Raw genomic sequence first — 7,712 nt, 5'->3', positions numbered from 1 at the left:
CAGCGCCAGCCCCGGCTCCCGCCCCGCAACCTGCGCCCGCGCCAGCGCCTGCCCCAGCTCCTGCTGGAGTGACATCGATGAACACCTCAGTAAACACCAGTGGCGGCGGGGCCGCGCACTTCTCAATCAGTCTGTCTGGCAGTGGAAGCGCCACATGCAGCATAAGCATCGGCGGGCGAGGCGGAGCGGCCAGCACCTCAATACCTGGCACCGCATACGCCACCGTTACCGGCATCCCACTAGGCACACAATCGTGGACCACCAGCTGCGACGGACTAACAAACTCGGGCACCATCACCATCTACTAAGCGGAGACCAATAAACAAAATGCAACAACTAGAACACCACAACGAATACATCGTCACCTTTGAAGGCAAAACCCCTGACCAAGCCGGAAGTAGATACTTCATCGCCCACGACTACGCGGTAGCCAAATCCGAAGGGATAAAACTTGCCTACCAATACGGCTTTGACCCAAACAAAATCAGAATCTTCTACCGCATCCTCATCACCGTAGCCACAAACAGTGTGGAAGTAGGACAAGACACCAACTACGAAGAAGTCATCCAACAAATCAACGACGAATTCAAACCACTATAAAAACCAAAAAGCAGAGTGACATATTGTCACCCTGCTCGCATGCTATATGGTGATGTGCGTCACGTTTATTAGGCTGCGGGGGCAAGAGCCTCAACCACCTCGCGAGCCGCTAAAGCTAATGATTCATCATCAGCCTCTAAAATACTACCCTTAACACCACGGCGAGAGCCAACTAACATCGTCATCCACGCCCTACCCGCATCCGGGGTAACACCAAGATCAGATAAACGCGGATCAACACTAGCTGCCCGGTGCCGCCTTGAAGCATCACTCACCGCCAGTTCGGCTATGCGAAGCGTTCCCGCCCACGCCAGTGTTTCGCTCATGCCCGCGCCGATCAGGGCCTCAACCATGCGGCCAAGTGGGCCATCGAAATCATCTACCGACACCCACACATCGCCCTCCTGGCCCATTCCAGGACGCAAGCCCGCCTCGGGCATCATTGACGGTTCTACCAAGTCCTCCACGCCAGAAACATCATCACGGGTGAAACAGCGCCGGTTCACAATCGTGGTCCACACCGCCCAAGGGCTAGTAGCCTCAATAAGCTGTTCGGTGCAAGTAGTTGCCACCTCCCACGCAATCGAGCACGTATCAGAAGCCGCTTCGGTATAAGACATGCGCGAAAACTGCATGCCCTTTGAAATCGCGCTAGAGAACTGGCGCGGACCCACCGCGTGTAGCGTCGCCGCCAAACACTGTGCTGCCGCTCCGCGCCAACCCTCAGACGCGGCCTGCTCAAGCGTTCTTCGCAGACCCTCATTATCCGAAATCGGCAGAGCCACAGCGCTCTCGTGGGCCTCAACGCCCGCTTCAAGCACTACCCCAGCCGCGCCAGCATCATCACTGGCAAGAGCTTGGCTAGGACCGGGTACCCCGTGCAAAACGAACCTTGAGGAAGCCTGCTTGCCGCCCCGATAGCGCATTTTTCGAGACAGCACGCCGCGCTGTTCCAGCCCGGCTAGTGCGCGAAACACGCTACGACGCGTCATGCCCACAACCGTCGCCAGGTGATCCACCGCGCAAATAGCCACCCCGCGCGCATCTGCCAAACGGGCAAGCTCAAACAAGACCAGCGACTGCGACGGGGTTAAACCCTTCACGCCACGCGCCCACACCGGCCACGACACGCTCATGCCGACTCACCGCCAAGCAACACCGCGTGACGAGCCTGCGCCAGGCGCAACTGCTCCACGCGAGAAGCCTGCGGATTCTCAGAAACCGTCTGACTCCAAGCCTGCTCCCACAACGGATCAACATCCGCATCCGCGCCCTGGCCCGCAAGGGCCTCACTGCGCTGTTGCCGCAAGCGCAACGCCTCGCGCTCACGCTCACGGCGCACACCCGCGTCCTCATCCGCACTACGCACTGGCGGCTCGCCCTTAAGCACGTTCTCTCGCAGCCTGTAACACACTAGGCGCGACAAGCGGCCAACATTGGGAGGCAACGCTTGATCCATCACCGCGCGAATCTGCTCTGGCTGCCAACCCGCGTCCAAACAATCACGCAAAGCGCGCGTGACCGCGACCGCGCCATCAGCATCCATCGCCCGCATGAACGGCGGCAGACACTGCGCGATCAACTCCGCATCCGCCTCTAGCGGCAAAGAATCAATCTCGGCATCCACACCGGACCCAACCGAACCAAAAGACTCAACCTCATGCACTACCGGCGCTTCCTCGCGCGCACGCGTTGGTTTGGTTTGGTGGTTTAATTGGGGGTTATATGTACATATGGGTGCAACCCGTTGCATGTGTGGACTACCCGGTTTTGCATGTGTGGAACCCTTATCGTCTCCACACGTGCAAGATTTGCATGTGTGGCCGCAACCGCTACATTCTGCCGAAAAGTCCACACGTGCAAGATTTGCATCTGTGGACTCAGCGAAGTCACCCTCGACCTCCAGGTGAAGTCGGTAAGTCGTTCCCGACCGGTGCTTATGCGCAGGCTTATCCGCGCACGCACCCGACCGATCACCACACCACGAATAGCGTGGGACGCGAGAGACAAGCCCATACTCATCCAGCGTCTTTAAGTGCGAAGCCACACTACGCAAAGAACACTCCGCACGTTTAGCGATCTCCTCGCGAGAGCGCCACGTCTCATCCTCGTCATTAGCGAACTCCGCCAACGCCAACAACACAAGTTTCTCGCCCTGACCAAGACCCTTAATCCGATCAAACGCCCAAGCAACAGCCCTGAAACTCACACCGCATCACTCCCCACCATCACCTGACACAACGTGGGGAAATGCTCCGCTTCAATATCCGAGCTATCCATCTTGATAAGCCCGAGCTTTTGAAGGTGGATCAAAACATCTTTCACATCATGAACACTTGAACGCGACCGGCGAGCTGGACGCTCTAGCGAGCGCAACAACACCCAGCCGTCCTCGCCGGCATCATCAGCCAAAGACAACAAAACCATCTTGTCGAGCACACTAAGACCGTCGGTTAAACCAAACGCCCACTCGACAGCTTCAACACTCACAGCGCGCCTCCCAACAGCAAGCGGGCGGACCAGCAGCCCGAATCAGACCAGCGGCGCGCCTCAATAAGACCCGCACGCTCCAAAGACGAAATAGACGCTTCCACACGCGACAAGCTCAACCCCGTCACGCCCGACACCAACGCCGGATCAACACGGACAGTACCCTCGCTATCCGCCTTCCACGCCAAACGAAGCAAAACCAACTTGTCACTCAACCGGCGACACTCAACCCGCCAAGCCCACTGAACAGCCTCAGCACTCACCAGACTCACCAAACCCAGGCAGTACTTGATCTTCCGACAAGAGGAAATCGTCATCGCGCGCGGGAACGAACGTATAGGTATTTAGAGCCTCAACATCCTCAACGCGAAACATTTTGCGACCCGCCCGGTTCTCAACATAGGGAACTCTGCGTTCACGCGCCCAGCGCATTAACTTTGCATAAGAGACATCTCGTAGCTGCGCAGCCGCCTCACGCCCCGTGAGCAACTGATCTTTGCTTAACTCATGTGTGCGTTTTTCGTTCATGTACACAACTTACAAACCGTGTACATGATTGTCAATGTGTTACTTGTGCACATTTCGCTCATTTGATACACTAGGGACATGGCCGATGAAGTAATTAATTTCGACAGAGCGATTGGAATGACGATTGCTCAGTACATGTTCCTGTACAACGAAACACGGAGCGACTTAGGGAACCTTCTAGGCGTGACCGGTCAAAACATTTCACGTAGATTGCACGGGTACGCAAAGTGGTCTGCTGAAGAATTGCTTGTGATCGCCACAAGCTACGGGCTAACGCCTAACGACCTAATGCCAGCAAAGGGAGCGGATGGCAACTGGGTGCCAGCACCTTTTGTCCCCGGATACGCGAAAACCCCCGCTTTCGCGGGGGCCAGCTCAGAGCCGCCTGTGGGAATCGAACCCACGACCTATTCATTACGAGTGAATCGCTCTGCCGACTGAGCTAAGGCGGCAACGCCATAAGGCACGAGCCTTACTCTAGCGAATGAACGCCCGCACCGCCAAACCGCACACTGTGATATGCAACCGGCTCAGCAACCTTGCTGCTACCGCAGATAGCGCGAACCAATCCGCGCGTGCTTAGCCTTTGTCCGGAGCATTCAGCCGGTAACGCACAGCTACCTGTCATTGCTTGGGCAGCTGGCAGGATTTACCCTCATCAGGCAACTGGCCGGTCAGCATGAACTCGTCAACCGAATCCGTCACACAGTTGCCCGCTCTACGCGAGTAGGCCGTGTGCTTTAGCCCCTCCACCTTGAGCAGGTGACCAGACTCCAACTGCTTCGCTAGACTCTCCGCCCAGTAGTACGGGGTTGCCGGGTCAAACGTAGTGCCAATAACCAAAATCGGAGCCGCGCCGCTTGCCTTCACCTCTCGGCGAGTGTCACGCGACTCAACCGGCCATCCTTCAATAGACGCAGAAGAGTAGATGAACCCCTCACCCAGCAACGGCGAATTGCGCAAGATCCGGTCCGCATACATCTGCATTTGCTCGTCATCCAAAGCCTTGTAATCCAAGGAATTAATCACCGTGAACGCGTCAAACGAGTTGGTCTTATAAGACCCGTCATCCTGCCTATCCGCATACAGGTCAGCAACCTGCAACAAGATGGAACCATCTTTTTGGCCCATTGCCTGCGACAGGCCCGCCCAAGCTACGTTCCAAGTCGAATCGTCATACATGAGGGCGAGGATGGCAGACGTTGCCAACGCCTTGGTGAGCGGGCGATTCGGATCGGCGGTAGGTAGCGGCTCGTCCTCCAAAGTCTCCAACCACTCACCTAGTTGCTCTTTCATCTGATCCGTATTGCCCTTGAGCGGAATCTGCCCCTTCTTTGAGCCCGCATCTAGCCAGAACGCAAGAATGTTTTCAAACCCGGAGGCCTGACCTTCCGCGACCTCGTCCACTGGGATTGACGGGTCAAGCGCCCCATCGAGCACAAAACGCCCGACTTGTTGTGGGAACGTATCCGCATACAGGGCTCCAAGGAACGTGCCGTACGAAAAACCCATGTAGTCAAGCTTTTCCTGCCCGAGCGCTGCGCGAACTATATCCATGTCACGCATTGCAGATTCAGAGTCAGAGTGTCTGGCCATTTCTGGCGATTTCTCCAAGCATACCTCGCCCAGTTTGCGAGACGCGTCGCGGATTTCCTCCACCGTTGCGGGAGTATCCTCAGCCCTGAACTCGTCAGTTTCTTCCGCGGTTAGACAACGCACGGGAGCAGACAGGCCAACGCCCCTCGGATCAACTGCAACGATGTCGTAGCCTGCCATCAGCTTCTCGGTGAACGTGTAATCCACCATGCTTGGTAGTGCCGACACCGCGCTGCCTCCAGGCCCACCCGGATTGAACACAAGCGGCTTAGCGCCTGCAGACTTTGAGTACTTCACCAGTTGCAACTCGATGGTGCCATTGCTCGGATTCTCATATTCGACGGGCACGGTGACTTTCGCACACTTAAACTCTTTTTCTGCAGCGCGGCCATCCGTGAAGTCCATTACGGACGCGTCACCATCGCAGTTTTGCCAGTCGGCGCGCTGATCGTAAAAAGTTTGAAGTGCCGGCTCGGGAGCCTCTATCTGAACTGTTTCCTCCGGCACCTGCGCCTGCGGCGTAGTAGAACACGCCGACAACAGGAGCGTTACCGCGCCAACTGTTGCCAGGAGCTTCACATTCTTCACGCTTCCTCTACCTTCCTGGCACCAGTGCCGCTAACAGGGCTTCCATGATCAGGAGCGGTTTCGTATTCGTTTGTAACAACTGCCGGCTACGTTCCACATGGCCAATGGATTCCAACGTTGCATGGACATTCAGTTTTTGCGCCCGATCGCGAAGTACGTCATCCAAGCCCACGCTAATTTGCCCCACTTCAGCGCCCAACTGCCCCGCCAGCAGATCTCTAAAGAACGCCAGCAAATCAAGCAGAACTCTGTCAAGCGCGTCGCGTTGCATACGCGTTGCCTGACGCTTTTGCTCTTCCTTCAAGTTCTTAAAGTGATAACGCATGTGAGCTGGAATCGACTCTCCCTCACCTATTCCCAATGCGCGGCGAAGTTCAGCCTCCTCGACTTCGAACGCCACTTCTTGCCGCTTCGTTTCAATCTCCGTGGCACGCGCCATCAGAGTTTCCGCGTTCAACACGGCCTCACCAATCGACGTGGCACTCAGCGCCAAATCCATGATCTCTTGGTATTCGCGGATCTTCGTATCATCACTAGCCAAGCCCTTCGCTCGACCAATGTGGGACTGCGCCAAGCGCGCGGCAGCAGCCGCCCGCTCCGGAGTTACCCCGTACTTATCCGTAAGAAGCTGCGCCACATCACCTGCCGGCGGGATGCGAAGCGCCAAATGCCTACACCGCGAACGAATCGTGGTGATCATGTCTTCCAGGCTCGGAGTACACAGCAACCAAACCGTGCGCTCGGGCGGCTCTTCAATCGCCTTAAGCAGTGTGTTTGCCCCGCGCTCCATCATGCGATCCGCATCCTCAATGAGGATTACGCGCCAGCGACCCCGCGAAGGCGCGGACTGAGATTGATACACAAGGTCACGGATTTGCTCGATCGGGATGATCACCGAGCTGGTCTCAACATCCGTCACATCACCATTTGAACGGGCCAACGTCGAGGTGCAACCTGGGCAAGTGCCGCACCCTACCTCTTCGCCCGTGCACTGCAACGCTGCCGCAAACGCCCTGGCCACACTTGAACGCCCCGACCCCGGAGGGCCCGTGATTAGCCACGAGTGCGTCATTGCCCGAGCATTCTCAGTGTTTTCAGGATGCTCTACTATGTCGCGAGCACGCCTTGCCGCGGCCTGTAGCGCCTCGACGGCGCGGGCCTGGCCTACAAGATCATCCCAAACACTCACGCGTTGCCAACTTTGTTTGCGCGCAAATGCTCTTCAACTAGCGGCTCCAAAGCCCGGCGAATCTGCTGTTGCACGCTCTCAATATCGCCAGAAGCATCAATCACGCGGTAGCGGTCCGAATAGGTTTTAGACAGCTCGTAGTACTGCTCGCGAACGCGATGCTGGAACGAGTTTGGCTCCCTCTCCAACCTGTCGGGCTCGCCCGTGCGGCGCGCAAACGCAACCTCGGGATCTAGATCCAACAAGATCGTCACGTCCGGCAACAATCCCCTGACTGCCCACAGATTCAACTGCAAAATCTCATCCACGCCCAGCGCACGCGCAGCACCCTGATATGCCACGGACGAATCCAAGTAACGGTCTTGCAACACCACCTCGCCGCGAAGCAATGCCGGGCGCACCTTCGTTTCCATGTGATAGGCGCGCTGCGCCGAATACAGCAGGGCCTCCGTGTGCGGATCCATGTCATCCGGGCCATGAATAATGAGCTCGCGGAGCTTCTCGCCCAGCTCGGTGCCACCCGGCTCGCGCGTAAGCAACGGGGCAACCCCACGCTCCTCAAGCCACTGCTTGGTTAGCGCGATCTGTGTGGATTTACCGCAGGAATCGCCGCCCTCGAACGTAATGAACAAGCCGGGGTAGGTATCAGTTGAACTCATATGATTATCCTCGCATGAGGGTAGGACAAATTATTAAATCCGCCCACCCGGCCGCGCTTACT

The 7,712-nt window shown here is 57.0% G+C and carries 10 protein-coding genes and 1 tRNA gene; 1 reads left to right on the top strand and 10 read right to left on the bottom strand.

The annotated features are described in order from the left end of the window. Positions 1-292, bottom strand: a 292-nt coding sequence (locus BQ7114_RS09040) for a hypothetical protein (protein ID WP_230206006.1), incomplete at its 3' end; no start/stop codon positions are given. 35 nt (positions 293-327) lie between these two features. On the opposite strand from BQ7114_RS09040, the gene BQ7114_RS08875 reads away from it, so the two are divergent. After that, positions 328-600 (top strand): hypothetical protein, encoded by a 273-nt coding sequence (locus BQ7114_RS08875; RefSeq protein ID WP_102218131.1) that lies wholly within the window; start codon positions 328-330, stop codon positions 598-600. A 68-nt stretch (positions 601-668) separates the two neighbouring features. On the opposite strand, the gene BQ7114_RS07680 is transcribed toward BQ7114_RS08875, so the two are convergent. The 9 genes from BQ7114_RS07680 to tmk all read right to left on the bottom strand — a co-directional run bounded on the left by BQ7114_RS07680 (position 669) and on the right by tmk (position 7,650). Beyond that, on the bottom strand, positions 669-1,736 hold the full coding sequence (locus BQ7114_RS07680; protein ID WP_072344025.1) for a helix-turn-helix domain-containing protein: 1,068 nt from the start codon (positions 1,734-1,736) through the stop codon (positions 669-671). Further along, positions 1,733-2,809: a helix-turn-helix domain-containing protein gene (locus BQ7114_RS07675; RefSeq protein WP_072344022.1), complete on the bottom strand. Its 1,077-nt coding sequence runs from the start codon at positions 2,807-2,809 to the stop codon at positions 1,733-1,735. The genes BQ7114_RS07680 and BQ7114_RS07675 overlap by 4 nt, the downstream gene beginning before the upstream one ends. After that, positions 2,806-3,090, bottom strand: a complete 285-nt coding sequence (locus tag BQ7114_RS07670) for a hypothetical protein (RefSeq protein ID WP_072344019.1) — start codon at positions 3,088-3,090, stop codon at positions 2,806-2,808. The genes BQ7114_RS07675 and BQ7114_RS07670 overlap by 4 nt, the downstream gene beginning before the upstream one ends. Then, positions 3,087-3,305: a hypothetical protein gene (locus BQ7114_RS07665; RefSeq protein ID WP_143236831.1), complete on the bottom strand. Its 219-nt coding sequence runs from the start codon at positions 3,303-3,305 to the stop codon at positions 3,087-3,089. Before BQ7114_RS07665 ends, BQ7114_RS07670 begins: the two co-directional genes overlap by 4 nt. A 37-nt stretch (positions 3,306-3,342) precedes the next feature. Beyond that, positions 3,343-3,618 (bottom strand): hypothetical protein, encoded by a 276-nt coding sequence (locus BQ7114_RS07660; RefSeq protein ID WP_072344013.1) that lies wholly within the window; start codon positions 3,616-3,618, stop codon positions 3,343-3,345. A gap of 379 nt (positions 3,619-3,997) precedes the next feature. Beyond that, positions 3,998-4,070, bottom strand: a tRNA-Thr gene (locus BQ7114_RS07655). A 172-nt stretch (positions 4,071-4,242) separates the two neighbouring features. Next, a complete protein-coding gene (locus tag BQ7114_RS07650; protein WP_072344010.1) occupies positions 4,243-5,802 on the bottom strand; it encodes an alpha/beta hydrolase in 1,560 nt (519 codons plus the stop codon). A gap of 7 nt (positions 5,803-5,809) precedes the next feature. Beyond that, positions 5,810-6,991 carry a DNA polymerase III subunit delta' gene (locus BQ7114_RS07645; RefSeq protein ID WP_072344007.1) on the bottom strand — a complete coding sequence of 394 codons (1,182 nt, stop codon included), beginning with the start codon at positions 6,989-6,991 and terminating at the stop codon, positions 5,810-5,812. Further along, positions 6,988-7,650, bottom strand: a complete 663-nt coding sequence (tmk, locus tag BQ7114_RS07640) for a dTMP kinase (RefSeq protein WP_072344004.1) — start codon at positions 7,648-7,650, stop codon at positions 6,988-6,990. The genes BQ7114_RS07645 and tmk overlap by 4 nt, the downstream gene beginning before the upstream one ends. Positions 7,651-7,712 lie beyond the last annotated feature (62 nt).

This window comes from Actinomyces urinae (assembly GCF_900119695.1).
GTDB classification, from domain to species: domain Bacteria; phylum Actinomycetota; class Actinomycetes; order Actinomycetales; family Actinomycetaceae; genus Gleimia; species Gleimia urinae.
This window is presented reverse-complemented; position numbering and strand designations above follow the sequence as displayed.

Coding starts and splice junctions, on each gene's coding strand:
- BQ7114_RS07680 (WP_072344025.1), bottom strand. CDS start 1,736: ATGAGCGTGTCGTGGCCGGTGTGGGCGCGTGGCGTGAAGGGTTTAACC.
- BQ7114_RS07660 (WP_072344013.1), bottom strand. CDS start 3,618: ATGAACGAAAAACGCACACATGAGTTAAGCAAAGATCAGTTGCTCACG.
- tmk (WP_072344004.1), bottom strand. CDS start 7,650: ATGAGTTCAACTGATACCTACCCCGGCTTGTTCATTACGTTCGAGGGC.
- BQ7114_RS08875 (WP_102218131.1), top strand. CDS start 328: ATGCAACAACTAGAACACCACAACGAATACATCGTCACCTTTGAAGGC.